A 24,197-nucleotide genomic window follows, 5' to 3' on the forward strand; every position below is an offset into this window, starting at 1 on the left:
CGAACTTCCTGCTAACTCATACTCACTATGAGTTAGGGCTAAGCTGATGGAACGATCCCCGGCGCCATCGATGGACCTTTCCAAGCCTTCCACCCACGCCAATCTCGAGGCCGCTTTCGGTGGCGAGAGCATGGCCAACCGCAAATACCTGTTCTTTTCAGAGGTGGCCAAACAGCTGGGCCACAAGGACCTGGCCAAGTTGTTTCGCGACACCGCAGCGCAGGAAACGGAACACGCCTTCGCCCACTTCCGCCTGCTGCACCCTGAGTTGGTGGTAAGCGATCCAGAGCAGCTCAGCGACGAGGAGAAGCAGGCCATCCTGAGCCGCTGCCTGGAGCTGGCGATTGAAGGCGAAACCTACGAGTACACAACGATGTATCCGGAGTTCGCCGCACAGGCCCGGCAGGAGCGGGACAGCGGAGCCGCAGCGGAATTCGCCGAGCAAAGCAGCGAATCCAAGGAGCATGCGGGCCTGTTCCGCACCGCCGCCAAGACCTTCGGCCTGCTGACCCCGATCGAGCAGCATCACGCCGAAACCTATGGCGTTGCCCTCGAGGCCCTGCAAGGCAAGGGCAGCGCAGGCCAGGCCGATCAACCGATCCCGGGCAAGTGGATCTGCAAGGTGTGCTCGATGATCTACGACCCCGCCGAAGGGGATCCTGATTCCGGCATCGCCCCAGGCACCCCGTTTGAGGCGATTCCCGACGATTGGCATTGCCCGATCTGCGGCGCCCGCAAAGCCAGCTTTGTTCCTTACCGCGAAGCCGAGTTGAAAGCGGCCTGACGCCCTTGCACGATTCGATCAAGAGCCTCCGTCTCCATGCCCTCTGACCTCATCGTTCTGACGGCGAGCAATGGCGAGAACCGCAAGCTGGCGGAACGCTTCGTGCAGGCCGCCGCAGCTCAGAACGCCAGCGCCGAACTGATCGATCTCACCCAGCTAGACCTACCCCTGTTCACGCCACGGGTCCAGGCAGCAGGGGCGGGCCCTGACCTTGTCGCCCTGCACGACCAGCTGCACGCAACCCCACGCTGGGTGATCTGCGCCCCGGAATACAACGGCTCGATTCCGCCGTCGCTCACCAATGCCATTGCCTGGCTCTCGGTGACCGACGACGACTTCCGATCCCTGTTCAACGGGCGGCCGATCGCCATGGCCACCTTCTCCGGCGGTGGCGGCATGGAACTGCTGGTGTCGCTGCGCATCCAGCTCACCCACCTCGGGGCCCAGGTGGTGGGGCGTCAGCTGCTGAGCAACCACGCCAAACCAGCCCAGGACGACAGCATCAAAGACCTGGTGCAGCGGCTTCTGCAGATGCAACCCCTCCAACTCTGAACACCTCGATGTCCCGGATGGCCCCGCCAACAGGTCAACACGCCACCACGTCCACCGTGATCCTGCGACCCGCAGACCAGCGCTTCCACAGCCAGCTGGACTGGCTCGATTCCTGGCACAGCTTCAGCTTCGGCAGCCATCAGGATCCGAACTGGATGGGCTTCGGCCCCTTGCGGGTGATCAACGACGACACCGTTGCTGCAGGCCAGGGGTTCGGCATGCACCCCCACCGCGACATGGAAATCATCACGGTGATGGTGGAGGGGGCCCTGAGCCATGCCGACTCGATGGGCAACAGCGCAGTGCTGCACGCCGGCGAGGTGCAACGGATGAGTGCCGGCCGGGGCATCGTTCACAGCGAAATCAACCAGACCGGCGCGCCCTGCAGGCTGCTGCAGATCTGGATTGAGCCAGCACAGCTGGGCATCCAGCCCGCCTACGAGCAGAAACCCTTCGCCATCGGCGAGGGCTGGACGCCCCTGATTGAGCCCGACGCCACCGGCGATGCGATGGCCATCGAACGTCCCGTGCGCCTCTGGCGTGCCCAACCGCAACGCCAACAGCAGTTGCCATTGCCCGCCACCAAGGAGCGATGGCTCTGGCTTCAGGTGATTGATGGGGAGCTGACGCTCAACCGTGAAGCCTCCCCCAAGCAGGCGCTGCGGCGGGGCGATGGGGTGGGCCTGATCCAGGACGCAGCAACACAAAGCGAGCTGATCGGCCTCGGTGAGCGCGCCGACGTGCTGCTGTTTGCCATGGCGTGAAGCAATCCGGAAAAGATCTGGTGCAAGTGCACGACACCAGATCTTGTGCCCTGAAATGACGGGGTCACTTCCAAACAATCCCTAGAGCGATGGGATTCATGAACGGTCAGGAGGCCTCGGTTCGGTACCGCGGCTTTCTTTTGATGCCTCAAACCAACCGGAGCTGGCTGGTGAGGCCGGAACGCAGCCCGATGCGTTTGCTGCCCTTCCGCACACCAACCTGCTCATTGGCCGACGTCAAAGCCCTGCTGGACTGGCGTCTGGCCCAGGAAGAATCAGAGATCGGCGTGGCCTGAACTCAGGCCGCTGCCGGCGGTGGAGTGGGATCGCCCACCGGTTGAAAAGGAATCACCAGGGTGGCCCAGTGATCGGGCCGCTCGGGGCGGCTGCGACGGGAACGGCGCGTGCCAAAGGGAACCCGAATCACATTGGTTCCTTCAATTGACAAGGTATGGCCACGATTGAAGGCCGATTCCAGACCCTCAGGAAGTTGAGGAAGGGCAGGCCCTTCAACGCTGCTGAGCGCAGATTTCTTGTTGTTGTCCCGATCCATGGTGTCCCCCGACAGACGAATCAGTTGTCGAACAGTTTGACCGAACTCGCAAGGGCGATGAACGGAATCAAACCAATTTTTCCACTTTCAGTGAAAATTTACACGCTCTGAACCCCTTGCACCCGGGCTTCAAGCCGCCACAGCCACCGCTTCCACCGAAGGACAGGTGCACACCAGGTTGCGATCACCAAAGGCGTTGTCAATCCGTGCCACCGCAGGCCAAACCTTGCTCTCCTGCTGCCCCTCCATCGGGAAGGCGGCCTGCTGACGGCTGTAGGGACGATCCCAGGCATCCGCTGTGACGGCCGCCAGGGTGTGGGGAGCACGCTTGAGCGGGTTGTTCTGAGGGTCGCTGGTGCCGGTTTCAATGGCGCGAATCTCCTCGCGGATCGCCACCAGGGCATCGGCAAAACGATCCAACTCCGCCAGGCTTTCGCTTTCGGTGGGCTCCACCATCACCGTGCCAGCCACCGGCCAGCTGACGGTGGGCGCATGGAAGCCGTAGTCCATCAAACGCTTGGCAATGTCATCAACATCGATCCCCGCATCCCGCTTGAGCGGGCGCAGGTCAAGGATGCATTCATGGGCCACCCGGCCGGTGCTGCCGCGAAACAGCACGGGGTACGAGGCATCAAGCCGATGGGCGAGGTAATTGGCCGACAACAGCGCCACGGCACTGGCCTGCCGCAGGGCCTCCGCCCCCATCATCCGCAGGTACATCCAGCTGATCGGCAGGATGCTGGCGCTACCGAGCGCAGCTGCGGACACCGGACCGATGGCCGATGCAGCGCCAGCCTGCAAAGGGTGCCCCGGCAGGAAGGGCGCCAGATGCGCCGCAACACCAATGGGCCCCACGCCTGGGCCACCGCCCCCATGGGGGATGCAGAAGGTCTTGTGCAAGTTGAGGTGACAGACATCGGCACCGAAAGCACCAGGACGGCACAGCCCCACCTGGGCATTGAGGTTGGCCCCATCGAGGTACACCTGCCCGCCGTTCCGATGCACCACCGAGCAGATCTCACGGATACCGGTTTCAAACACGCCGTGGGTGGAGGGGTAGGTGACCATCAGCGCCGCCAGCCGGTCGGCGTGCTCGGCCGCCTTCGCCGCCAGATCCTGCTGATCGATGTTGCCCTCGTCATCACAGGCGACGGCCACCACCTTGAGGCCGGCCATCACGGCACTGGCGGGGTTGGTGCCGTGGGCGCTGGTGGGAATCAGACAGATGTCGCGATGGGCTTCACCGCGGGAGCGGTGCCAGGCGCGAATCACCAGCAGCCCGGCGTATTCCCCCTGGGAACCGGCATTGGGCTGCAACGACACGGCGGCAAAGCCCGTCAGGGCAGCCAGCCATTGCTCGAGATCGTCGGCCAAATGGCGATAGCCCTGGGCCTGATCGGCTGGGGCAAAGGGATGCAAGGCCGCAAACGCAGGCCAGCTCACCGGCTGCAGCTCAGCGGCGGCGTTGAGCTTCATGGTGCAACTGCCCAACGGAATCATCCCGTGCACCAGCGAGAGATCGCGGCTCACCAACCGCTGGATGTAGCGCAACAGCTCCGATTCGCTGCGGTACTGATGGAAAACCGGCTGGCTCAGCCAGGGCTGGCTGCGCTGCGGCAGGGAAAGGGACTGGGGCTGCTCAGCCTCGAGCTGCGGGGTGGCCTGACCGCAGGCCTCCGCCAGCAGTGAGACCAGGGCTTGCAGCTCCTGTTGATCCGAGAGCTCATCGAGGCTGATGCCGAATCCGGTGGCGTCCGCCGGTGCTGCACCATCGGGCAGCACCCGCAGATTGAAACCAGCAACGGCGGCAGCGCGGTGCACAGCCGGTGCCGACGCACAGTGCACGGTGACGGTGTCGAAGCGGTCGGCCAGCTCCAGCGGATAACCAAGGGCCCGCAGACCCTGCTCCAACTGGCTGCGCAGGCCAGCGATGCGCTGGGCGATGGCCTGCAGACCATCAGGGCCATGGTGCACCGCATAAAACGAGGCCATCACGGCCAGCAGCACCTGGGCCGTGCAGATGTTGCTGGTGGCCTTGTCGCGACGGATGTGCTGCTCACGGGTTTGCAGCGCCAAGCGCAGGGCCGAACGGCCTTCCGCATCCTTGGACTGCCCCACAAGACGGCCCGGGATCTGGCGCTTGTAGGCCTCAACGGTGGCGAAGAAGGCGGCGTGAGGACCACCAAATCCCATCGGCACCCCCAGGCGTTGGGCGCTGCCCACGGCAATATCGGCCCCGAGGGATCCCACGGGCGCCATCAGGGTCTGCGCCAGGGGATCGATCGCCACGGTGACCAAGGCACCGGCGGCATGGGCCGCTTCGATCACGGCGGTTGGATCCCAGAGGCATCCATCGGCACCAGGCAACTGCAGCAGGACACCAAACACCGACGCATCGATCGGCGCCGTGGCCGGGTCGACCCGCTCGAGGGTGATGCCGAGGGGTTCAGCGCGGGTCTGCAGCACCGCCCAGGTCTGGGGCAAAACATTGGCGTCCACCAGGAACCGTGTCGCTTCAGGGCGACGGCACACCCCGAAGCTGAGACTCATCGCCTCCGCGGCGGCGGTGGCTTCATCGAGCAGCGACGCGTTGGCGATCGGCAAGCCCGTGAGCTCACTGATCAGGGTTTGAAAGTTGAGCAGGGCCTCCAGACGACCCTGGGCGATTTCCGCCTGGTAGGGGGTGTAGGCGGTGTACCAGGCCGGATTCTCAAAAACGTGGCGCTGGATCAGGGCCGGGGTTGCCGTGCCGTAGTAACCCAGCCCGATCAGGGAGCGACGCAGCGTGTTGGTTTCACTCAACTGCTTCAACTGTTGGAGGGCCTCCGCCTCCCCGCAACCCTCGGGCAAGGCCTCAACCGGCGGCTTGGGATCAAGGATGTCGGCGGGCACGACATCAGCGATGAACTCCTGAAGATCGCTGTAGCCCAGGGCATTGAGCATGCGGAGTTGTTCCGCCTCACTCGGGCCGATATGCCGCTGCGCAAAAGGAGAAGTCAACGTCGAATGCACAGCCCGCCGGACGATCGTAAGAGCGAAGCCCCGGCGCTGATGAGAGCCAACGTTGATGACAGCCAGCGCTGATGTCAGCCGGCGTTGACCTTGGCGCCGTAGGCCTCGGCGGTCATCAAGCTGTCGAGCTCGGAGGGGTCCGACGGACGCAGCACCAGCAGCCAGCCCTCACCGTGGGGGTCGTTCTGCAGTTCCTCCGGACTGGCCAGCACCGCTTCATTGCGTTGCACCACCTCACCGGCAATCGGTGCATACATGTCTTCCACGGCCTTCACCGACTCCACCGAGCCAAAGCTGGTGCCCTTCGCCAGGCTGGCGCCCACATCCGGTAGATCCACGAACACGATGTCGCCCAGCTGATCAACGGCGAAGGCACTGATGCCCACCCGCACCAGCTCGCCATCGGCATTGGCGTACTCATGGCTGTCGGCGAAGCGAAAAGAGTCGGGGAACGCGAACGCCATCGAGGCAGTTTCAGGTGGTCCCAGTCTGCGGGAGATTGATCAGTCCTGCCGCATTGAGGTCACACAACGCACGGGAGAGGGCCAGGCGGATGTGGGCGCGATGGGTGCCGCCCTGCACATAGAGGTTGAACGGTTCCCGCAGCGGCGCATCGGCCGAAAATTCACTGGTGGAACCGTCGATGAAGGTCCCCCCGGCCATCACCAGATCCGAGGCATAGCCCGGCATCGAGGCCGGCACTGGATCGAGGTAGGCCCCGATCGGCGACATCGCCTGGAAGGCACGGCACACCACCTTGAGGGCATCGGGACTGCCCAGCCGCACCGCCTGAATCAAATCGCTGCGCACCGCCCCGGGCGCTGGATTCACAGGAAATCCCAGCCGCTCAAACACCCCCGCCACCAGATCGGCACCAATCAAGGCCTCCGACACCATCTGCGGTGCCAGGAACAGCCCCTGCAGCACCAGCCGCTGCAGGTCAAATCCCGTGCCGCCCTCACTGCCGATGCCCGGCGCCGTGAGCCGGCAGCAGGCCTGCTCCACCAGATCGGCCCGTCCAGCGATGTAGCCGCCGGTGGGGGCGATGGTGCCGCCGAGGTTCTTGATCAACGATCCAGCGATCAGATCCGCCCCAACCGCCGTCGGTTCCTGCTCTTGCACCAGCTCGCCGTAACAGTTGTCGACAAACACAACGCAGTCGGGCTGGCGGGCATGGATGCGCTCACACAGCCCGGCGATCTGTTCAACCGTGACCGACGGACGCCAGCTGTAGCCACAGCTGCGCTGGATCAGCACCATTCGGCAGGGCTGCTCCAGGGCCTGGTTCAAGGCCGCCTGATCCACCGCCCCATCCGGCTGCAGATCGATTTCGTCGTAGGCAACCCCGAATTCCGCCAGGGAACCCTGGCCCTTGCCGCGCAGACCGATCACCTCCTCAAGGGTGTCGTAGGGACGACCTGTGATCGAAAGCAGACGATCCCCGGGCCGCAGCACCCCGAACAGCGCGGCGGCGATGGCGTGGGTGCCACTGACGAATTGCAGGCGCACCGCAGCGGCTTCAGCCCCCAGCACCCGGGCAAAAACCCGATCCACCACCTCGCGCCCCTGATCCCCGTGGCCGTAACCGGTGAGCGACGCAAAGTGCTGGGTGCCAACGCGCTCCGCCGCCAAGGCCTCCAACACGCGCTGCAGGCGTTGCTCCACCGCCGCCGTCCTCGCTGCAGCCAGGTCGGCCTGCTCCCGCGCCACCGCGTTGATCAGGTCCTCTGCAAACGCACTGATCACCACTTGCCTGACGGATGTCATGCCTTCCTAAACCCTGGCCAACGCCAGAATTCACAACTCGGGAAGCCGCTGCGATGCGGCAACTCCTTTAGATTTCTGTCATTAACGGCACCATCCGCTCCCTGGTTTTCCTGTCTGAGCGGCTTTGTCAATCCAAGGAGAATCCGCTTGGTTTCCTCGCAAACAGCTGACAACCGCGAGCTTCGGCAGCGGGCCGCGGTGATGGCACCGCGCGACCGACTGCCCGCGCGTCAGCGCAAATTCAAGATGGGAACCACCAGCTTCATGCTGGTGATGCACGTGCTCGCCACCGTGGCGCTGCTGCCGCGCTTCTGGAGCTGGCAGGGCGTTGTGGCCTTCGGAGTTCTCTATTGGATGACGGTGCTGGGCGTCACCCTGGGCCTGCACCGTCTGGTGGCGCACCGCAGCCTGGTGGTGCCTGTGTGGGTTGAGCGCATCCTGGTGCTGATGGGCACCCTGGCCTGCCAGAGCGGCCCGATCGAATGGGTGGGTCTGCACCGCCATCACCACCGTTTTTCGGATCAGCCCACTGATCACCACGACGCTGGCCGTGGCCTGTGGTGGGCCCACAGCGAGTGGATGCTGCACGACATCCCGGCCCTGAAGGAACTCGACCGCTACGCCGGCGACCTGCAGTGCGACCCCTTCTACCGCTGGCTCGACCGCTGGTTCCTGCTGCTGCAGATCCCCCTGGGCCTCGGGCTCTACTGGTTCGGTGAAGCCGCCCAGGTGCATGGCGGTGGCCTTGGCCTGGTGCTGTGGGCCATTCCTCTGCGCCTCGTGGTCGTGTATCACGTGACTTGGCTGGTGAACTCCGCCACCCACGCCTTCGGCTACCGCAATTTCGATTGCCCCGACCTCTCCCGCAACTGCTGGTGGGTGGCACTGCTCTCCTTCGGTGAGGGTTGGCACAACAACCACCACGCCCATCCGGCCAGTGCACGCCACGGTTTGCGCTGGTTTGAGTTCGATCTCACCTGGCAGCATGTGCGCCTGCTCAAGCGCCTCGGACTGGCCAGCCGGATTCGCACGGCCCGCTACGTCCCCGGAGCCTCCTGAGGCTCAAAACACCTTCAACAACCGGCCACGTCGTAACGTGGTCGATCGCACCCGTCTCCATCCTTCATACCGGTCCCATGCCTAAGCGTGTACAAGTCGTTCTGAATGAGGACGTCCTCAGCCTCGGCAAGGACGGAGACCTGGTGGAAGTGGCTCCTGGTTACGCCCGTAACTTCCTGCTGCCCTTCGGCAAAGCAGTGCCCCTCACCCCTGCTGTGATGAAGCAGGTGGAGCACCGCCGTGCCAAGGAAGCTGAGCGTCAGGCCGCCCTGAAGCAAGAAGCCATCGACTTCAAGACCGCCCTCTCCACCATTGGTCGCTTCACCGTGAAGAAGCAGACCGGTGAAGACAACGTGCTGTTCGGCACCGTCACCAACGGTGACGTGGCAGAAGCCATCGAAACCGCCACCAAGAAAGAGATCGACCGCCGCGACATCCTGGTGCCTGAGATCCACCGCACCGGTAAGTACACCGTGACGGTGAAGCTGCACACCGAAGTCACCGCTGAGATCAACCTGGAAGTGGTCGGCTACTGATCGCTGTCAATTGACACTCAAACGGCTCATTCGAGCCAAAGTGTGATCCCTTCGCTTCAGGCCCTGCCGCCATGGTGAGCGCCCCCCTACCAGAGAACAACGATGGGGGGCGCCGTGGTTTTGGCCAGGGCCGCCGCGACGACGAGCCCAATTTCGAGGCTCTGCCCGATTCGCTTCCGCCCCAGAACCTTGAGGCGGAGGAAGCAGTGCTGGGCGGCATCCTGCTGGATCCCGATGCGATCGGGCGTGTGGCCGATGTGCTGCAGCCGGAAGCGTTTTATCTGAACGCCCACCGTGAGATCTTCCGCACCGCCCTGATGCTGCACGGCCAGGGCAAGCCGACGGATCTCACCGCCATGAGTGCCTGGCTGGCCGACACCGGCGCCCTCGAGAAGGTGGGCGGCAACAACCGACTGGTGGAGCTGGTGGAGCGGGTGCCGTCCACCGCCTCGATCGAGCAGGTGGCCCGGCTGGTGATGGACAAGTTCCTTCGCCGGCAGCTGATCCGCTCCGGCAACGAAGTGATCAAGCTGGGCTTTGATCAGAGCCTGCCAATGGAGCAGGTGCTGGATCAGGCGGAACAGAAGATCTTTGCCATCAGCCAGGAGAAACCTTCCAAGGGACTCACCCCCACAGCCGAGATCCTCACTCAGACCTTTGAGGAGATCGAGAGCCGCTCACTGGGAACCTCGGTGGCCGGCATCCCGGTGAACTTCTACGACCTGGATGCGATGACCCAGGGCCTGCAGCGCAGCGATTTAATCATCGTGGCGGGCCGGCCAGCCATGGGCAAAACCTCGATCGCGCTGAACCTGGCCAAAAACGTGGCCCAGCTGCACGACATGCCGGTGTGCCTGTTCTCCCTGGAGATGAGCAAGGAACAGCTCACCTACCGCTTGCTCTCGATGGAAGTGGGCATCGAAGCGGGCCGGCTGCGCACCGGCCGGCTGCAGCAGGAGGAATGGCCGCTGCTGGGCCAGGGCATCAACAGTCTGGGGCAACTTCCGATCTTCATCGACGACAAACCCAACTCCGGCGTGCTGGAGATGCGCTCGCTCTGCCGGCGGCTGATGGCCGAACAAGGCAAGGAACTGGGGTTGGTGATGATCGACTACCTGCAGCTGATGGAAGGCTCGGGCTCCGACAACCGGGTGCAGGAGCTGTCGCGCATCACCCGGGGGCTGAAGCAGATGGCCCGGGAATTGAACGTGCCGGTGATTGCCCTCTCCCAGCTGAGCCGGGGTGTGGAGGCACGCACCAACAAGCGACCGATGCTGAGCGACCTGCGGGAATCGGGCTCGATCGAGCAGGACGCCGACCTGGTGCTGATGATCTACCGCGACGAGTACTACAACCCGGAAACTCCCGACCGCGGCATCACCGAAGTGATCGTGACCAAGCACCGCAACGGTCCGGTGGGCACGGTGAAGCTGCTGTTCGAGCCGCAGTTCACCCGCTTCCGCAACCTGGCGGCCTGAACCAGATCAGATAATGAAGCCATGAGCTTCAGCGCCGCCCCAACCGAATCCTTCGACGTGATCGTGGTCGGCGGCGGCCATGCCGGTTGTGAAGCGGCGATCACCGCCGCCCGCCTGGGCCTGAACACCGCCCTGTTCAGCCTCAATCTCGATCGCATCGCTTGGCAGCCCTGCAATCCGGCCGTCGGCGGCCCCGCCAAAAGCCAGCTCGTCCATGAAGTGGATGCCCTCGGCGGCGTAATCGGACGCCTGGCCGATGCCACCGCGATCCAGAAGCGCATCCTCAACGCCAGCCGCGGCCCGGCGGTGTGGGCCCTGCGCGCCCAGACCGACAAGCGCCTTTATTCCCGCCAGATGCTGCAGCTGCTGCAGCACACCCCCAACCTCGCCCTGCGCGAAGCGATGGTGACCGGCCTGGAAACCAGCGGCGAAGGGGACCAGCAACGCATCAGTGGCATCCGCACCTATTTCGGCAGCGTCTACGGCGCTGACGCAGTGATCCTCACCGCCGGCACCTTCCTCGGCGGCCGCATCTGGGTGGGGCATCAATCGATGGCCGCCGGCCGCGCCGGAGAGCAGGCCGCCGAAGGCCTCACCGAAGCGCTGCAGCAGCTCGGCTTCCAGACCGACCGGCTCAAAACCGGTACCCCAGCCCGGGTGGACCGGCGCAGCATCGCGCTCGATCAACTGGAGGAGCAGCCCAGTGATGCGGCCGATCGCTTCTTCTCCTTTGACCCGGCCGCCTGGGTGAGCGGTGAGCAGATGAGCTGCCACATCACCCGCACCACCGCCGAAACCCATCAGCTGATCCGCGACAACCTGCACCTCACCGCCATCTACGGCGGTGTGATCGACAGCAAAGGTCCGCGCTACTGCCCCTCAATCGAAGACAAGATCGTTCGCTTCGCGGACAAGGACAGCCACCAGATCTTCCTCGAGCCGGAGGGGCGCGACACCCCAGAGATCTATGTGCAGGGCTTCTCCACCGGCCTGCCGGAACCGATCCAGCTGCAGCTGCTGCGCAGCCTGCCGGGCCTGGAGCACGCCGTGATGCTGCGGCCGGCCTACTCGGTGGATTACGACTACCTGCCCGCCACCCAGCTCAAGCCTTCCCTGGAAACCAAGCGGGTGAGCGGCCTGTTCAGCGCCGGCCAGCTCAATGGCACCACGGGCTATGAAGAAGCCGCCGCCCAGGGCCTGGTGGCCGGCGTCAACGTCGCCCGCCTGATCGGCGGCCAGGAGCCGGTGCACTTCCCCCGAGAGGGCAGCTACATCGGCACGATGATCGACGATCTGGTGAGCAAAGACCTGCGCGAGCCCTACCGGGTGCTCACCAGCCGCAGCGAATACCGCCTGATCCTGCGGGGTGACAACGCCGACCGCCGCCTGACGCCATTGGGCCGTGAGCTGGGCCTGATCGACGACCGGCGCTGGCAGCTGTTCGAAGACAAACTCCAGGCGATGGAGGGCGAAAAGCAGCGCCTCGAAACCGTGCGGCTCAAGGTGAGCGATCCGGTGGCCCCGGCGGTGGAAGAGGAAACCGGTGCAGCGATCAAAGGCTCGATCACCCTGGCCGACCTGCTGCGCCGGCCTGGCATGCACGCCGCGGATCTGGTGCGCCATGGCCTGGCCGATGCCGATCTACCCCTGCCCGTGCGCGAAGGCGCCGAGATCGACATCAAATACAGCGGCTACCTGCAACGGCAGCAGCAGCAGATCGACCAGGTGAAACGCCAGAGCCAGCGCAAGCTACCGGCCGATCTCAACTACGCAGGCATCGGCACCCTCTCCAATGAAGCCCGCGAAAAGCTCACGGCGATTCAACCCAGCACCCTGGGGCAGGCCAGCCGCATCCCCGGCGTCAGCAAAGCCGACATCACCGCCCTGCTGATGTGGCTGGAACTGCAGCAAAGGGAACGCCAACCCCTCGCCCCAACTGCAGAAGCTCGATAGCGTTGGACTCCTGAAACCTTTGCAGTGCCAACCCGGGTTCCCACCTCACGAGCCTATTGGAACCTGCGGGCTGAGCAGGTGATGGACAACGTGTTCGACCGCGAGACGGTCACCGCCCCAAGCCAGCCGCACCTGGTGCCGGTGGATGTGGATGTGCACGAACCAACAACCAAACCAAGCGAACCCAGCGAACGCCGCTCCCCCTCCACCTGGCTGCTGCCGCTGATCAGTGGCATCGCCGTTGCCGGCGTGATCTGCAGCGCCTGGCTGGTGAGCAGCCTGCAACGCTCCCGCCTGGAGCTGGAACGGAAGCAAAACGCCGCCCTGATCGAGCAGCTGCGCGAGCAAGTGGCGGCCCAAGAAAGCCGAGCAGGAGAGATGGCAACGCCCTCGGAGGCCTCCCTTGCCATCCAAAGCCTCGAACCGCTGACCGTGCCGATCCAACAACCACCGATCCAACAGCCATTGACGGTTGAGCCCCTGGGCAGCGATCAGGCATTGGCACCGATGGGACCGATCCCGCAACTCACCGGTGTGGTGAAGGGCCCCGGTGGCAGCAGTTCCGCCATTTTTCAACTGGGGCAGGGATCGGTGTCCGCCGGCATCGGTGAAGCGATCGGTAGCAGCGGCTGGGTGCTCAGCGAGGTCACCGACAGCGGTGCCGTGATCAGCCGCAACGGCCAACGCCAAACCCTCTCGGTGGGAGGACTGTTCTGAACCCCACCCCCCGTCTTCACCCATCCCCGCACCAGCTCTGGCAAGCCCCCACCGATGCGGTGCTCTCAGCGGAGGGGCCGCGTCAACTGCCCGGCCCCTGGCGGCTGATGCTGCTGGGCGATGGCAGCCCAACCCGCCACCTGCGCCTGCTCACCGGTTTGCCCGTTGCCGTGGATCTGATCGCCATGGAGGCCGACCAAACCGACCACCCCGGGGCACCTGAGGAGGTGAAGGAATTGATGGCACCACTGCTGCGCCGCCAGGTGTGGCTCACCTGCGGCGGCACCCCGCTGGCCTGGGCCGAGAGCTGGTGGAACCAGGCCGAAGCGGATTGGCACCTGCGGGACCGCAACCAGCCGATCTGGAAAAGCCTCACCGAAGGGCGTTCCGAGCTGTTCCGTGAGGTGGATGGCTTGGCGCTGGTGGAAGGGGACTGGCTCGACCAGACCTTTGGCCATCGCGGCCCCTACTGGAGCCGCCATTACCGCTTCTTCCGCCAGGGCAAGGCCCTCACCGTGATTCGCGAAGTGTTCAGCCCGCAACTCGAAACCTGGCTCGGGCCCACCCTGCGCCAGGAGTTTCAACAAAATTCATGAACAAACCTGCGGGTTTGTTGGGATTTGCTCTTGACAACTTGCCATTAGTTGTGCTCACAGGAAGATGTGACCAATTCGGTGCACCGTGTCATGGCTGCCACCACCTCCTGGCTCAGCCTCACCGACCTCGGTCGGATCTACGGCATTTCGGCGATTCACTGCGGCAAGACCCTCGAACATCAAGGCTGGCGTGACAGGCGGGGCCGCCCCACCCAAAGCGCCCTCGACGCCAACGCCGCCATGCAGACTGGCCCCCATGGCCAGGGACGCACGGTGCTCTGGAACCGCACGGTCTGCAGCCAGCTGCTGGAACAGAAGGGCTATGAACCGATGAGCCGCACCCTGCAAGTGGAGCAGTGGACCCAACTGCTGGAAGCGCTGCAGGTGGGATCCCCATCGATCACCGCCACAGCGGACCAGATGGCCGAAGAGATGCCCGGAGAGCTGCTCGAGGATGTGAACCACCAGCTCGCTGCACGGGGCTGCCGCTACCGGGTCAGCCCGCGTTCATTGCACGCGAGGCATTAGTCGATCCGGCGGCGGCTGGAGCGCGGCAAGCCCCGGCGGGAGCCCGCTGGATTGGGGCTGGCTTCGGGCTCCGGACGTGCTGCCGGCTGGGCAGAGCGCGACCAGCGCTGCACCCGGAAGCTGTCGTCCTCCGGCCACTCACCAGGATCAGCGTTGAACTCCTGAGCCACAGGTGGTCTTGATGGGGGCGCTGGAGCTTGCCCTGCTGCTCCGCGGCGACTCCGGCGTGAGATCGCCTCAAGGGGGCGCCGAGCAGAACGCATCGAACGCGCGGGCTCTGGACGGCCACGGCCAGCGTCTTGCCAGGGCTCCTGCCAGTCGTCGTCCTCTTCCAGCAGCCACTCGACTTTTTCGCCAACCCAGCGGCCCACCGAATCGAGATCCAAACCAGAGCGCCGCCCTCCGGGCCGTTGTCCGGGTCGCCGGCCAGAGACCCCATCCACGAGCTGACGGCCGGTTTCCAAGAACTGGTCGAGACGGCGATCCCGCTGATCACGGAACCGGTCCAACCGATCGAAGCGCTCCTCCATCCCCTGACGTTACCGACGGCGGCGGCGCAACCACTGCTCCCGCCGCAATCCCAGCAACACAATCACCACACCGCCGCACTCCAGGGTGAGCCAGAACACCTCCATCTAGCCCTCCGCCTCCACATAACTGAGCACGCAGCTGGCATCCCAGCGGCCATGGAAATGCTCGACGCAACAGGCCCGGCAAGCGGCATTGCGTGTGCGCCTTCGGCAGGGGGTGCGGCGGCCGCAACGGGGACAGACCGCCAGCCAGCGGGGCGGTCGGGGCGGCACCGGATAGCTGTGGCGGATGCTCACCTGAAACCGGCTCTGGGCCGCATTGATGGCGGCCATCCGAGCCCGGAACAGCGGCCCGTGGCTTTCGCGGCGACGCTGCACCAGATCCACCCAGGCGTGGATCATCTCGTGGCAGAGGGTGCTTTCCGTGGCGATCTGAGGCAATGGCTCGAGCACCGGACGCGACAGCACGATCTCGCTGCCGCGGCCCTCACCCACACCGGGGCCACGGCGGTAGAACCCCGCCGTGCGGCTCATCCGCCCATCGCTCCAGCGCACCGCCGTCAGCGGCTGACCCCCATCCACCAGAGCACCGCCGAAATGCTCCCGGTTGAGGCGATGAAACAACGGCAGCAGCGGCTGCAAAGGCACAGAAAGGGGGGGAGGAGATCCGAATCAGCGCCATCCTGCCGTGGTCAGTCAGACTCGGCCCTGCTTTGACAGCTGGTGATGGAACTGGGACTGGTGCGGGAGATCGGCAGCAAAGCTCTGCTGGCCGGGGGTCTCACCCTGCTGGGGTACTGGATCTACAACGCCGTGAAGCTGGTGCTCGACGCCCGCGGCATCAATCCCCTGATCAAGCAGTTCTTCACCCAGGTGGCTGCCGGCCGGATCGATGCCGCCTACCTGCTCACCACCAAGGCCTACCGCCAGCACGTGAGCCGTCAGCAGTTCATCCGCTTCCTGGCGGGCCTAAAGCTGAACAAGTTCCGCAATCTCAAGTCCGGCCGCCCCCGCGTGCAGGAAGGCAACTTGATCCTCACCGTGAAGCTGAAGTCCGAAGGCGACGAAGAGCTCCCCCTCGACTTCACCTTCACCAAGGTGGACGACAACTGGCGCATTGCCCGCATCAACCAGGTCAATGGCTGATCCGCACGAGCGGGCCGCGGAACTGCGGCAGCTGCTCAACCGTGCCGGCCACGCCTATTACGTTCTCGATGCTCCGGTGATGGAGGACGCGGTCTACGACCACCTCTATCGCGAGCTGCTCGAGCTGGAACAGAACCATCCAGACCTGCAACGGTCCGACAGCCCCACCCAGCGGGTGGGCGGAGCTCCGGCGGAGGGGTTCAGCAGCGTTGAGCACCGCGTGGGAATGCTCAGCCTCGACAACGCCTTCAACCGCGACGACCTGCAGGCCTGGCACGAGCGGCTGCTCAAGGTGCTGGACCGTCCCAGCGACACCCGCCTACCCCTGGTAGGAGAACTGAAAATTGACGGCAACGCCCTGGCCCTGAGCTACCGCAATGGGGTGCTGGAGCGGGCCGCCACCCGGGGCGATGGCAGCCGCGGTGAAGAGATCACCGCCAACGTGCGCACGATCAGCTCCATTCCGCTGCGGCTGCAGATCGAGAACCCACCGGAATGGGTGGAAGTGCGAGGAGAAGCCTTCATCCCTGATGCCACCTTCGCGGCGATCAATGCCGAACGGGAGCAACGGGGTGAAGCGCTGTTCGCCAACCCCCGCAACGCCTGCGCTGGCACCCTGCGCCAACTGGATCCGAAGGTGGTGGCCGCCCGCCGGCTCGACTTCTTCGCCTACACCCTGCACCTGCCGGGTGACGCCCAACCCCCCGGCCAATGGGCGGCTCTGGAGTGGCTGAACAGGGCCGGTTTCCGCGTCAACCCAAACCGGGAGCTCTGCGGAGACCTGGCCGCCATCCAGCGCTTCTGCGACCACTGGGAGCAGGGACGTCATGACCTCCCCTATGCCACCGACGGCGTGGTGGTGAAACTGGACGACCTCCAGCTGCAGGACGAAGCCGGCTTCACCCAGAAGGCCCCGCGCTGGGCCATCGCCCTCAAATACCCCGCCGAAGAAGCCCCCACCCGTCTGCTCCGCGTTGGTGCTCAGGTGGGCCGCACCGGTGCCATCACCCCCGTGGCCGAATTCGAAGCGGTGGGCCTGGCCGGCACCAGCGTCAGCCGCGCCACCCTCCACAACGCCGATCGGATCGCTGAACTGGATGTGCACCTGGGCGACACCATCGTGGTGCGCAAAGCCGGGGAGATCATTCCCGAAGTGGTGCGGGTGCTGCCGGAGCTCAGACCCAGCGACGCCACCCCGGTGCAATTGCCGCAGCACTGCCCTGAATGTGGCTCCAACTTGGTGCGGGAAGGCGATGAAGCCGCCACCCGCTGCGTGAACAGCAGCTGCCCGGCGATCCTGCGGGGTGGCCTGCGGCACTGGGTGAGCAAGGGCGCCCTGGATGTGGATGGGCTCGGCAGCAAGTTGATCGAACAGCTGGTGGACCGCGGCCTGGTGGGCTCACTGGCCGATCTCTACCGGCTGGATGCGGCCCTGCTCGCCAGCCTGGATCGGATGGGCGACAAGTCGGCCACCAACCTGGTGGAGGCCCTGGAGGGCTCCAAACAGCAGCCGTGGCACCGCCAGCTCTACGGCCTTGGCATCCGCCACATCGGCGAGGTCAACGCCAAAGCGCTCGCGGCCGCTTTCTTCAGCATCAACAGCCTGGCGGCAGCAGCGCTTGAGGCCCCGGACCAGATCGCCGAACTGCATGGCATCGGCCCAGAAATCAGCGCCAGCCTTGGCCAGTGGCTGCGCACCCCCGCCAACCAACAGCTGCTGCAGGACCTACGCAGCATTGGGCTCTCCCTGGAGGCGAATGCCTCCGAGCAGGAGGCCGCCAGCCAAGCCGGAGCTGACGCCGACGGCGTGCTGCAGGGCAAAACCCTGGTGCTCACGGGCACACTTCCCAACCTCAGCCGCAGCGAAGCCAAAGCGCTGATCGAAGCGGCGGGCGGCAAGGTAAGCGGCAGCGTCAGCAAGAAGACCGATTACCTGGTGGCCGGCGAAGCCGCCGGCAGCAAACTGATCAAAGCCGAGAGCCTCGGGGTGACGGTGCTCAGCGAAGCCGACCTCACCGCCCTGCTGCAGCCATGAGCCCATCCACCCCTGCCCTGCACCGCTGGATCAAGACCGACTGCGGACGGGCCAAGTTGGCTGAGCTGCAGCAGCGCACTGGCCCAGCCAACCGCGTGCGCCTGGTTTGGTTCATCCTGATCGCTGCTCTGCGGGACTGGCGTCTGCCCGATCCCGATCAGAGCGACGTCTCCACATCCTGAAGCGCCCGCCGAGCCGCCCGGCTCACCAGCCAGACCACCGCCAGCGTGGCGAGCACCCCCACGACCCGCAGCGTCCAGGTGCCGGCATCGGCCTCACCCCCCAAGACCTCACCGAAACGGGCCACATCGCCGGCCAGCGCCCCCAAGCCGCAAAACAGCACTGTTCCGGGGAGGATGCCGATCAAGCCAATGCTGTAGTCCCGCAGGCTCACCTCACTGAGGCCGTAGGCCAAGTTGAGCAAGGAAAAGGGAAAGGCAGGCGAGAGGCGCGTCAGCAACACCAGCTTCAGCCCCTCCTTGCTGACGGCCCGCTCCACCGCCTGCAGCTTGGGGAGCTGCTCCAACCGGCGCCGGGCCCAGTCACGCAGCACCGAACGCCCCAGCAGGAACACCACCACCGCCCCGAGACAGGCCCCAACGAACACCAGGCCACTGCCAAGCCAGGTGCCATAGAGCACCCCGGCCAGCATCGACGCCCAAACCCCGGGCAGCAGCAGCGTCACCCAGAGGGCATAGAGCGGCATAAACAGCAGTGCCCCAATGGGGGAGCGCAGCAGCTCCAACACATCAGGCAGCCAGTGCTGAACCAAGGAGATCAAGCGGAATCACCCACGCATGGCGTGGAGCATTGCACTAACTCGATGCCGAGGTGTAGAAGCGCAGGGCAAAGAGCCAGAAGGCCCGCGCCGCCGCAAAGAACAACACCGCCAGAGCCAAGCCCGCCAGCAGCATCGGTGCGGCGGCCTCACCCAGCAGCACCTGAGCCGGAACCGTGGTGAGAAAAGCCACCGGCAGCACCAGGGTGAATAACAGGCGCAAGGCAGGCGGATAGGCGTTGAGGGGATAACGGCCGGAGGCCAGAAGGGCCCGCAACACCTCAGTGGCATTCCAGGTTTTGACGAACCAGATGCTGGTGGCAGCGATCAGAAACCAGAGCGAATAGAGGATCAAGCCACCGGCCAGCAGCATCACCAGCACGGTGAAGAGAGACGACAGGCTGAACACCACACCGGCCTGATGGCTGCCCCAGGCCAGGAGCCCAAGCCCCAGGCCGATCTCCGGCAGCCCCGCTGGCGAAAGCGTGCGCAGCGACAACCAGAACTGGCTGTCGATCGGTTTGAGCAGCACGAAATCCAGGGTGCCCTCGCGCACATGGGTGACGATCGCCCCGAGGTTGGGGCGCAACCAGGTGGTGGCCATGCCATCGAACACCGTGTAAAGCCCCTGCACCATCAGGGCCTGGGCCCAGCTCCAGCCCCCCAACGTCTGATCGGGGCCATAGAACAGCGAGAGCAGGAACAGGCTGCCGCTGAGGCTCATCGCCACCGCCAGCAGCTCGATCAGCACGTTGGCCTGATACTCCAGCTGCACGGCCACGGCCGTGCCCCAGAAGCGACGCAGGGTTCGCCAGTAGCGCCCCATCAGGCCCCCATGGCGCTGTAGCGCCGCACGCCGGCCCGCCATAGCAGCAGCACCAGCGGCAACAACAGAGCGATCCAGACCAGTTGCGCCCCAAAGCCCGCCAACAGATCCACCGGCTGGCCCGCCAGCACCCGGGCCGGGAAGTCGATCAGGTAAGGGAAGGGCGTCCACTGGGCCAGGGCCCGCACCGCCGGTGGAAAGGCCGTGAGCGGTGCCAGCAGACCAGACAGGAAAAGAAAGGGAATGAACTGGAGACGCTCCAGGGCACTGGCCTTTTCACTCCAGAAGCAGAGGGCCGCAATCAGGCTCTGAAACAGGAAAGCAATGGCGAAGGCCATCCAGGTGGCCAGCCAGGCCAGCAGGAAGCCCCACAACGACGGCAACCAGAAGGCCTGGGGCCGCACCACAAAAAACACCGCCGCAATCAGGGCCGCAAAGGGCAGACGGGTGAGCTGCTCGCCGAGGTGGGCCGCCACATAACGCCAGAGCGGATGCAGCGGCTGCAGCAGATAGGGCGAGAGCCGGCCCAGCAGAGCGTCTTCCTCGAAGGCGTAGACCACCCACACCACTGAGAACTGGCGCACCAGAAAGGCGCTGAGGAAATAGTGATCCAGAGCCACACCTTCCAGCCCCAGTCCCGAGCGTGCGTCGCTGCCGCTCCAGACGCTGAGCATGATGAACGGCAACACGCCAGATAAAGCCCAGAGGGCGATCTCGGCGCGGTACTCGAGCATGTGGGCGTACTGGGAGCCCAACAGCACCCGAATGATCCTCCGGTTCAGCCCGAAGATCCGCATCAGACCCGCCCCTGCCGGAACAAGCCACCGATCAACTCCTCGATCGGTGGATCGGTCACATCCAGATCACGCACGGGGAAACGGTCCAGCAGCTGCGCCACCACAGCAGTGAGCTGGTCGCGGGGCACCAGCAGCCGCACGTCACAGCCCTCCAGCTGCTCCAAACGCCCCAACCCCGCCAAGTCATCGGCTGAAACCGGCGACTCCAACTCGAGCCGCACCTCCCGCTCCGGTGCCAGTTGATCAGCCAGAGCTTCGAGGGGGCCATCGTGGAACAACCGCCCCTGGTGGATCAACAGCACCCGGGGGCAGAGGGCCGTGATGTCAGCCATGTAGTGGCTGGTGAGCAGCACCGTTGCCCCCGTGCGGCGGTTGTACTCCGCCAGGAACTGCCGCACCCGGGCCTGGGCATTCACATCCAGCCCCAGGGTCGGTTCATCGAGGAACAACACCTCCGGCTCGTGCAACAGCGCCGCCAACAGTTCGGCCTTCATCCGCTGGCCCAGGGAAAGCTTGCGCACCGGCCGGGTGAGTTCCTCCCCCAGCTCCAGCAGATCGGCCAGCTCCTTGATCCGCCGCCGGGCCACAGCATCGGGAATGCCGTAGACCGCCGCATTCACCCGCAGTGAATCCATCGGCGGCAGGTCCCAGAGCAGCTGCTGCTTCTGCCCCATCACCAGGGTGATCCGGCGCAGAAACTCCGCCTGGCGCCGCTGCGGCCGATGCCCTGCCACCTGCACCTCACCGGCGCTGGGGTGGATCAAGCCGCAGAGCATCTTCAAGGTGGTGGTTTTGCCGGCACCGTTGGCACCGAGAAAGCCCACCATCTCCCCAGGTTCAATCCGGAAGGAAACGTCCTGCACCGCGGTGACGTCCCGGGTGCGGCGGCGGATGAAATGGCGCAGGGTGCCGGCCAAGCCGGGCTGCTTCTCGGCAACCCGGTAGATCTTGCTTAGCTCCTCAACCTGAATCACCGACTCAGCTCAGATCCGCCAGGCGCTTGCGCGCCAGATCGGCCTGGGCCTGCTTCTCATCGAGGTTGGCCTGGCATTCCGCCACCACTTCCGGCGGGGCCTTGTCGGCGAAGTTGGGGTTGCCCAGCCGGCCCGCCAGGCCCTTGATCTCCTTCTCCGCCTTGGCGATGTCTTTCTCCAGGCGCCCTTTGAGCGCATCGAGATCCACAAGGCCTTCGATCGGCAGCAGCACCTGCAGCTCACCGCTCACCCCCGCGAGGGCCTTGGCCACTGGAGCGGCATCAGCCTCCGCCGGCGCCATCACCGCCACCGACTCGGCTCGCGTCAGCGCCGTGATGTCGGCCGTGCCCTGAGTGAGCACCGCCGCCAGCTCGCCGCGGCCGGTGACGAAGCGAACCGGCACCGATTGCGAGGGCTTGAGGCCCGCCACCGCGCGCAGGTTGCGCACGACACGGATGGCACCGATCAGCTCTGCGAAAGAGGCTTCGAGGTCGTCGTTGAGGGCCGCTTCGTCCACAGCCGGCCAGGGCTGCAGGGCCAGGAAGGTGGTCTCCGGCTCGCCGGTGACGCTGTGCCAGAGCTCCTCGGTGAGGTGGGGCATCAGCGGATGCAGCATCAGATGCATCTGGCTGATCACCTTGGCCAGCACCTGCTTGGCCACCCGCTGATCGGCGAGAGCCTCAGCTGAGAGGTTCTCACCGGGGTTAAGCCGGCGCTTGCTCAGCTCCAGATACCAATCGCAAACGTCGTTCCAGGCGAACTCGTAAAGCCCCTTGGCGGCTTCACCCAGGCCATAACTGCTGTAGCGCTCGGCCGTCTCCCTGTTCACCCGGGCCAGGCGGGAGAGGATCCAGCGATCGGCCAGCTGCAGGGCCGCGGGGTCGGGTTCACCGAGTTGGGCCGGTGTTTCGCCGCCCAGGTTCATCAGGGCGAAGCGGGTGGCGTTCCAGAGCTTGTTGGCGAAGTTGCGCGAGGCCTCCACCGTGGCGGAGGTGTCCTTCTTGCGGTCGTAGTCCAGGCGGATGTCCTGACCTGCACCGGCCACCTCCCGCACCAGTGCGAAACGCAGGGCATCGGTGCCGTAACGGTCGATCAGCAGCAGCGGATCGATGCCGTTGCCGGCGCTCTTGCTCATCTTGCGGTTCTGCTCATCCCGCACCAGGCCATGGATGTAGACGTCCTGGAAGGGCATCTCACCGGTGAAGGCGCCGGCCATCATCGTCATCCGGGCCACCCAGAAAAAGATGATGTCGAAGCCCGTCACCAGGGTGCTGGTGGGGTACCAGCGCTGCAGGTCGGCGCTGTCTGCATCGGGCCAACCCAGGGTGGAGAAGGGCCAGAGGCCACTGGAGAACCAGGTGTCGAGCACGTCTTCGTCCTGCTCGATCTCCGCCGCCGCGCCGAACTCCGCCTTGGCCTTCTCCAGGGCTTCGGCTTCGTTGCGGGCCACCACGTAGGGCGTGGTGTCGGTGTACTTGCCGCCGGTCTCGCTGATCACGAACCAGGCGGGGATGCGATGGCCCCACCAGAGCTGGCGGCTGATGCACCAGTCGCGGATGTCGGTGAGCCAGTCGCGATACACCTTCTCCCAGCGCTCGGGGATGAAGCGGGGATCCTGCTTCTCGAGGGCCTCACGACAGCGAGCCGCCAGGGGCTCGGTTTTGACAAACCACTGGGTGGAGAGCAGCGGCTCCACCGGCACCTTGCCGCGATCGGAATAGGGAACGCTGTGGCGGTAGTCCTCCACCTTCACCAGCAGACCCAGCTCTTCCAAGCCGGCCACCACAGCCTTGCGGGCCTCGAAGCGATCCAGCCCCTCGAACTGACCGGCCTCCTTGTTCATGGTGCCGTTCTTGCGCATCACCGTGATCTGGGGCAGACCGTGGCGCTGGCCGATGGCGAAATCGTTGGGGTCGTGGGCCGGCGTCACCTTGACGCAGCCGGTGCCGAACTCCTTCTCCACGTGGTCGTCGGCCACGATCGGAATCTCCCGCCCCACGAACGGCAGGGTGAGGGTCTGGCCCACCAGATGGGCGTAGCGCTCATCGGTGGGGTTCACCGCCACCGCCGTGTCGCCCAACATCGTTTCGGGCCGGGTGGTGGCCACCTCAAGGTGGCCGTCGCCGCTGCTGAGGGGATAGCGGAAATGCCAGAGGTGGCCGTCCACCTCCTTCATCTCCACCTCCAGATCACTCACCGCCGAACCGGAGGCGGGGCACCAGTTCACCAGGTATTCACCGCGGTAAATCAGCCCCTGCTCGTGCAGCCGCACGAAGGCCTCCTTCACCGCCTCACTCAGGCCCTCATCAAGGGTGAAGCGCTGGCGCTTCCAATCCACGGAATACCCCAACCGCCGCAGCTGGTCCACGATGCGGCCACCGCTTTCGGCCTTCCACTGCCAGGCCCGCTCCAGAAACGCCTCACGGCCGAGGTCGTGGCGAGTCTTGCCCTCCTCTTTGAGCTGCTTCTCGAGGATCGTTTGCACCGCGATCGAGGCGTGGTCGGTGCCGGGCAGGCAGAGCACGTTTTTCCCCGCCAGGCGCTGGTAGCGCACGATCGTGTCGATCAGGGCCGTGTTGAAGGCATGGCCCATGTGCAGGCTGCCGGTCACGTTCGGCGGCGGGATCACCACAGAGAACGGTTCACCGGGGGCCTTCGGGTCGGGATGGAACGCCCCCTGGTCCTCCCAGGCCTGCTGCCAGCGAGCCTCCGTGCCAGCCGGGTCGTAGGTCTTGGCCAGTTCGGGCACAGGAGGCGTGGAATTCAATCAAGCCATGGTCGCAAAAGGTGCTGACGAGCTCGGCGACTCCCA

Annotated in this window: 25 protein-coding genes; 14 read left to right on the plus strand and 11 right to left on the minus strand. The window is 65.2% G+C overall.

All coding sequences use genetic code 11. The features are described 5' to 3' along the window. Window positions 1–70: 70 nt before the first annotated feature. From SynA1544_RS14990 to SynA1544_RS13860, 4 genes are all read left to right on the plus strand, one after another. A complete protein-coding gene (locus SynA1544_RS14990) occupies window positions 71–784 on the plus strand; it encodes a rubrerythrin family protein (RefSeq protein ID WP_186515597.1) in 714 nt (237 codons plus the stop codon). A 36-nt stretch (window positions 785–820) separates the two neighbouring features. After that, the gene (locus SynA1544_RS13850) at window positions 821–1,336 is read left to right on the plus strand and encodes an NADPH-dependent FMN reductase (RefSeq protein WP_186514243.1); all 516 of its coding nucleotides are present in this window, start codon (window positions 821–823) and stop codon (window positions 1,334–1,336) included. 8 nt (window positions 1,337–1,344) lie between these two features. After that, entirely contained in the window at window positions 1,345–2,100 is a 756-nt protein-coding gene (locus SynA1544_RS13855) for a pirin-like bicupin family protein (RefSeq protein ID WP_186514247.1), read from the plus strand. Window positions 2,101–2,189: 89 nt separating this feature from the next. Beyond that, entirely contained in the window at window positions 2,190–2,396 is a 207-nt protein-coding gene (locus SynA1544_RS13860; protein WP_011365459.1) for a hypothetical protein, read from the plus strand. 2 nt (window positions 2,397–2,398) lie between these two features. Here SynA1544_RS13860 and SynA1544_RS13865 read toward each other — a convergent pair whose 3' ends face one another. The 4 genes from SynA1544_RS13865 to SynA1544_RS13880 form a co-directional block, all read right to left on the minus strand. Further along, window positions 2,399–2,653, minus strand: coding sequence for a hypothetical protein (locus SynA1544_RS13865; RefSeq protein WP_011365460.1), 255 nt, complete (start codon window positions 2,651–2,653; stop codon window positions 2,399–2,401). 129 nt (window positions 2,654–2,782) lie between these two features. Beyond that, on the minus strand, window positions 2,783–5,653 hold the full coding sequence (gcvP, locus tag SynA1544_RS13870) for an aminomethyl-transferring glycine dehydrogenase (RefSeq protein ID WP_186514248.1): 2,871 nt from the start codon (window positions 5,651–5,653) through the stop codon (window positions 2,783–2,785). A gap of 86 nt (window positions 5,654–5,739) precedes the next feature. Continuing rightward, on the minus strand, window positions 5,740–6,129 hold the full coding sequence (gene gcvH, locus SynA1544_RS13875; RefSeq protein WP_115081278.1) for a glycine cleavage system protein GcvH: 390 nt from the start codon (window positions 6,127–6,129) through the stop codon (window positions 5,740–5,742). 10 nt (window positions 6,130–6,139) lie between these two features. After that, a complete protein-coding gene (locus tag SynA1544_RS13880) occupies window positions 6,140–7,432 on the minus strand; it encodes a methionine gamma-lyase family protein (protein ID WP_186514249.1) in 1,293 nt (430 codons plus the stop codon). A 201-nt stretch (window positions 7,433–7,633) separates the two neighbouring features. Here SynA1544_RS13880 and SynA1544_RS13885 point away from each other — a divergent pair, with 201 nt between their 5' ends. The 7 genes from SynA1544_RS13885 to SynA1544_RS13915 all read left to right on the plus strand — a co-directional run bounded on the left by SynA1544_RS13885 (window position 7,634) and on the right by SynA1544_RS13915 (window position 14,299). Then, the gene (locus tag SynA1544_RS13885; RefSeq protein WP_369792014.1) at window positions 7,634–8,491 is read left to right on the plus strand and encodes an acyl-CoA desaturase; all 858 of its coding nucleotides are present in this window, start codon (window positions 7,634–7,636) and stop codon (window positions 8,489–8,491) included. Between the two features lie 77 nt (window positions 8,492–8,568). After that, a complete protein-coding gene (rplI, locus tag SynA1544_RS13890) occupies window positions 8,569–9,027 on the plus strand; it encodes a 50S ribosomal protein L9 (RefSeq protein ID WP_186514252.1) in 459 nt (152 codons plus the stop codon). Between the two features lie 71 nt (window positions 9,028–9,098). After that, window positions 9,099–10,505 carry a replicative DNA helicase gene (dnaB, locus tag SynA1544_RS13895; RefSeq protein ID WP_186514254.1) on the plus strand — a complete coding sequence of 469 codons (1,407 nt, stop codon included), beginning with the start codon at window positions 9,099–9,101 and terminating at the stop codon, window positions 10,503–10,505. A gap of 21 nt (window positions 10,506–10,526) precedes the next feature. Next, entirely contained in the window at window positions 10,527–12,458 is a 1,932-nt protein-coding gene (gene mnmG / locus SynA1544_RS13900; RefSeq protein WP_186514256.1) for a tRNA uridine-5-carboxymethylaminomethyl(34) synthesis enzyme MnmG, read from the plus strand. Window positions 12,459–12,539: 81 nt separating this feature from the next. Beyond that, window positions 12,540–13,175: a pilus assembly protein PilZ gene (locus SynA1544_RS13905; RefSeq protein WP_186514263.1), complete on the plus strand. Its 636-nt coding sequence runs from the start codon at window positions 12,540–12,542 to the stop codon at window positions 13,173–13,175. Beyond that, on the plus strand, window positions 13,172–13,771 hold the full coding sequence (locus SynA1544_RS13910; RefSeq protein WP_186515598.1) for a chorismate lyase: 600 nt from the start codon (window positions 13,172–13,174) through the stop codon (window positions 13,769–13,771). The genes SynA1544_RS13905 and SynA1544_RS13910 overlap by 4 nt, the downstream gene beginning before the upstream one ends. 90 nt (window positions 13,772–13,861) lie before the next feature. Continuing rightward, a complete protein-coding gene (locus SynA1544_RS13915; protein ID WP_186514265.1) occupies window positions 13,862–14,299 on the plus strand; it encodes a hypothetical protein in 438 nt (145 codons plus the stop codon). On the opposite strand, the gene SynA1544_RS13920 is transcribed toward SynA1544_RS13915, so the two are convergent. Continuing rightward, on the minus strand, window positions 14,296–14,829 hold the full coding sequence (locus SynA1544_RS13920) for a hypothetical protein (RefSeq protein ID WP_186514267.1): 534 nt from the start codon (window positions 14,827–14,829) through the stop codon (window positions 14,296–14,298). The genes SynA1544_RS13915 and SynA1544_RS13920 overlap by 4 nt on opposite strands. A 105-nt stretch (window positions 14,830–14,934) precedes the next feature. Further along, window positions 14,935–15,477 carry a SprT family zinc-dependent metalloprotease gene (locus SynA1544_RS13925; protein WP_115009846.1) on the minus strand — a complete coding sequence of 181 codons (543 nt, stop codon included), beginning with the start codon at window positions 15,475–15,477 and terminating at the stop codon, window positions 14,935–14,937. A gap of 78 nt (window positions 15,478–15,555) precedes the next feature. Between SynA1544_RS13925 and SynA1544_RS13930 the strand changes: the two genes are divergently transcribed. From SynA1544_RS13930 to SynA1544_RS13940, 3 genes are read left to right on the plus strand one after another with little or no spacing between them, the layout of a single operon-like run. Continuing rightward, complete coding sequence (locus SynA1544_RS13930; protein ID WP_114987734.1) at window positions 15,556–15,975, plus strand: hypothetical protein; 420 nt, start codon at window positions 15,556–15,558, stop codon at window positions 15,973–15,975. Then, the gene (gene ligA / locus SynA1544_RS13935) at window positions 15,968–18,010 is read left to right on the plus strand and encodes an NAD-dependent DNA ligase LigA (protein ID WP_186514269.1); all 2,043 of its coding nucleotides are present in this window, start codon (window positions 15,968–15,970) and stop codon (window positions 18,008–18,010) included. Before SynA1544_RS13930 ends, ligA begins: the two co-directional genes overlap by 8 nt. After that, window positions 18,007–18,192, plus strand: a complete 186-nt coding sequence (locus SynA1544_RS13940) for a hypothetical protein (protein WP_186514271.1) — start codon at window positions 18,007–18,009, stop codon at window positions 18,190–18,192. Before ligA ends, SynA1544_RS13940 begins: the two co-directional genes overlap by 4 nt. On the opposite strand, the gene SynA1544_RS13945 is transcribed toward SynA1544_RS13940, so the two are convergent. Genes SynA1544_RS13945 through SynA1544_RS13965 form a run of 5 tightly spaced genes read right to left on the minus strand, consistent with a single transcriptional unit; the run spans window position 18,168 to window position 24,134 of the window. Further along, window positions 18,168–18,791 carry a TVP38/TMEM64 family protein gene (locus SynA1544_RS13945; protein WP_186514273.1) on the minus strand — a complete coding sequence of 208 codons (624 nt, stop codon included), beginning with the start codon at window positions 18,789–18,791 and terminating at the stop codon, window positions 18,168–18,170. The two genes, SynA1544_RS13940 and SynA1544_RS13945, sit on opposite strands and share 25 nt — an antisense overlap. A gap of 34 nt (window positions 18,792–18,825) precedes the next feature. After that, a complete protein-coding gene (locus SynA1544_RS13950; RefSeq protein ID WP_186515599.1) occupies window positions 18,826–19,614 on the minus strand; it encodes an ABC transporter permease in 789 nt (262 codons plus the stop codon). After that, the gene (locus SynA1544_RS13955; protein WP_186514275.1) at window positions 19,614–20,411 is read right to left on the minus strand and encodes an ABC-2 family transporter protein; all 798 of its coding nucleotides are present in this window, start codon (window positions 20,409–20,411) and stop codon (window positions 19,614–19,616) included. The genes SynA1544_RS13950 and SynA1544_RS13955 overlap by 1 nt, the downstream gene beginning before the upstream one ends. Continuing rightward, on the minus strand, window positions 20,411–21,385 hold the full coding sequence (locus SynA1544_RS13960; RefSeq protein ID WP_186514276.1) for an ATP-binding cassette domain-containing protein: 975 nt from the start codon (window positions 21,383–21,385) through the stop codon (window positions 20,411–20,413). The genes SynA1544_RS13955 and SynA1544_RS13960 overlap by 1 nt, the downstream gene beginning before the upstream one ends. A 4-nt stretch (window positions 21,386–21,389) precedes the next feature. Further along, the gene (locus SynA1544_RS13965; RefSeq protein ID WP_186515600.1) at window positions 21,390–24,134 is read right to left on the minus strand and encodes a valine--tRNA ligase; all 2,745 of its coding nucleotides are present in this window, start codon (window positions 24,132–24,134) and stop codon (window positions 21,390–21,392) included. Between the last annotated feature and the right edge of the window lie 63 nt (window positions 24,135–24,197).

The organism is Synechococcus sp. A15-44 (assembly GCF_014280115.1).
GTDB lineage: Bacteria > Cyanobacteriota > Cyanobacteriia > PCC-6307 > Cyanobiaceae > Parasynechococcus.

What these genes read in the sequence shown, in the direction of transcription:
- SynA1544_RS13915 (WP_186514265.1), top strand. Translation starts at nt 13,862, where the DNA reads ATGGCTGCCACCACCTCCTGGCTCAGCCTCACCGACCTCGGTCGGATC.
- SynA1544_RS13955 (WP_186514275.1), bottom strand. Translation starts at nt 20,411, where the DNA reads ATGCGGATCTTCGGGCTGAACCGGAGGATCATTCGGGTGCTGTTGGGC.
- SynA1544_RS13920 (WP_186514267.1), bottom strand. Translation starts at nt 14,829, where the DNA reads ATGGAGGAGCGCTTCGATCGGTTGGACCGGTTCCGTGATCAGCGGGAT.
- SynA1544_RS13940 (WP_186514271.1), top strand. Translation starts at nt 18,007, where the DNA reads ATGAGCCCATCCACCCCTGCCCTGCACCGCTGGATCAAGACCGACTGC.
- mnmG (WP_186514256.1), top strand. Translation starts at nt 10,527, where the DNA reads ATGAGCTTCAGCGCCGCCCCAACCGAATCCTTCGACGTGATCGTGGTC.
- SynA1544_RS13950 (WP_186515599.1), bottom strand. Translation starts at nt 19,614, where the DNA reads ATGGGGCGCTACTGGCGAACCCTGCGTCGCTTCTGGGGCACGGCCGTG.
- SynA1544_RS13880 (WP_186514249.1), bottom strand. Translation starts at nt 7,432, where the DNA reads ATGACATCCGTCAGGCAAGTGGTGATCAGTGCGTTTGCAGAGGACCTG.
- ligA (WP_186514269.1), top strand. Translation starts at nt 15,968, where the DNA reads ATGGCTGATCCGCACGAGCGGGCCGCGGAACTGCGGCAGCTGCTCAAC.
- SynA1544_RS13885 (WP_369792014.1), top strand. Translation starts at nt 7,634, where the DNA reads ATGGCACCGCGCGACCGACTGCCCGCGCGTCAGCGCAAATTCAAGATG.
- dnaB (WP_186514254.1), top strand. Translation starts at nt 9,099, where the DNA reads ATGGTGAGCGCCCCCCTACCAGAGAACAACGATGGGGGGCGCCGTGGT.
- gcvH (WP_115081278.1), bottom strand. Translation starts at nt 6,129, where the DNA reads ATGGCGTTCGCGTTCCCCGACTCTTTTCGCTTCGCCGACAGCCATGAG.
- SynA1544_RS13860 (WP_011365459.1), top strand. Translation starts at nt 2,190, where the DNA reads ATGGGATTCATGAACGGTCAGGAGGCCTCGGTTCGGTACCGCGGCTTT.
- SynA1544_RS13855 (WP_186514247.1), top strand. Translation starts at nt 1,345, where the DNA reads ATGTCCCGGATGGCCCCGCCAACAGGTCAACACGCCACCACGTCCACC.
- SynA1544_RS13905 (WP_186514263.1), top strand. Translation starts at nt 12,540, where the DNA reads ATGGACAACGTGTTCGACCGCGAGACGGTCACCGCCCCAAGCCAGCCG.
- rplI (WP_186514252.1), top strand. Translation starts at nt 8,569, where the DNA reads ATGCCTAAGCGTGTACAAGTCGTTCTGAATGAGGACGTCCTCAGCCTC.
- SynA1544_RS14990 (WP_186515597.1), top strand. Translation starts at nt 71, where the DNA reads ATGGACCTTTCCAAGCCTTCCACCCACGCCAATCTCGAGGCCGCTTTC.
- SynA1544_RS13930 (WP_114987734.1), top strand. Translation starts at nt 15,556, where the DNA reads ATGGAACTGGGACTGGTGCGGGAGATCGGCAGCAAAGCTCTGCTGGCC.
- SynA1544_RS13850 (WP_186514243.1), top strand. Translation starts at nt 821, where the DNA reads ATGCCCTCTGACCTCATCGTTCTGACGGCGAGCAATGGCGAGAACCGC.
- SynA1544_RS13865 (WP_011365460.1), bottom strand. Translation starts at nt 2,653, where the DNA reads ATGGATCGGGACAACAACAAGAAATCTGCGCTCAGCAGCGTTGAAGGG.